The sequence below is a fragment of the Actinomadura darangshiensis genome, from assembly GCF_004349235.1.
GTDB classification, from domain to species: Bacteria; Actinomycetota; Actinomycetes; order Streptosporangiales; family Streptosporangiaceae; genus Spirillospora; species Spirillospora darangshiensis.
The window spans coordinates 1-901 of the sequence record NZ_SMKY01000651.1 but is presented as its reverse complement, the minus strand read 5'-3'; the positions used below and the strand labels follow the sequence as shown (position 1 = coordinate 901).

At 74.4% G+C, this 901-nt stretch carries 1 protein-coding gene; it reads left to right on the top strand.

The features are described from left to right. A partial coding sequence (locus E1293_RS47180) for an RDD family protein (protein WP_132206689.1) occupies positions 1–901 on the top strand: 901 nt, incomplete at both ends.

Sequence of the window (901 nt, the reverse complement as noted above, 5' to 3'; positions counted from 1 at the left end):
CCCTCCACCACCGCCGCGCCGCGAGGCCGCCGTCTCGCGGCCTGGGGCCTCGACACCGCGGTCCTGGCCGGTGCCGCGATCCTCCTCGGCATGATGACCTGGGGGCGCCTGAACGGCCTCCTCGGGGACGGGCTGTGGGGCAACGCCCTGTCCGCCACAGGCGGGCTCCTGCTGTCCGGCGGCGACGTCCAGCAGGCCGCCGAGGACTTCGGCACGGGCCTCTGGAACAAGATCGTCGGAGCGATCGAGCAGGCGCTGGTGCTGCTCATCCTGATCGAGTTCGCGCATCAGTTCGCCGGCCAGGCCCTGGCCGGACGGACCATCGGCAAGGCCGCGCTCGACCTGCGCGTCGACGGCGCGAAGTCCGCCAAGTCCCGCGCGCTACGCCGCTCCTTAGCGACCACGGCGGGCGGCACCGGCCTGTACTGCATCGCCTGCATCTTCCTCCTTAACGGCCTGTTCTTCCTCTCCCTCGTGACGTGGCTGGCCGCCGTCGCGGTGTTCCTCGCCAACAGCGCGCCCGCCCTTATCGGCGCTCGCCGCCGCACACTCGCAGACCTGGTCGCGGGGACGGCCCTGGTCCGCGCCGAGGGGTACCGGCGCGCCGCCGAGGCCGCCCGGCAGGGCGCCGTCATCGCCTGGGACGGCACCCAGGCGGCGGGCCAGGTCGCCGGGCAGGCCGTCCGCGACAACGCCGCCCGCCTCGCCCAGGCCGAGTCCATGCAGCGGGCTCTGCAGTCGGAACGCGCCCGGCAGGTACAGGACATGGGCCGCCGCTCCGCCGCCAGAGTGCAGGGGGCGATGCAGGGGGAGCGGGCGCAGCAGGCCGGCGAGATGGGCAAACGCCTGGGCGGCCGGCTCAAGAACGCCTACCAGGATCGCCGAGCGGCCCGTCAGGACC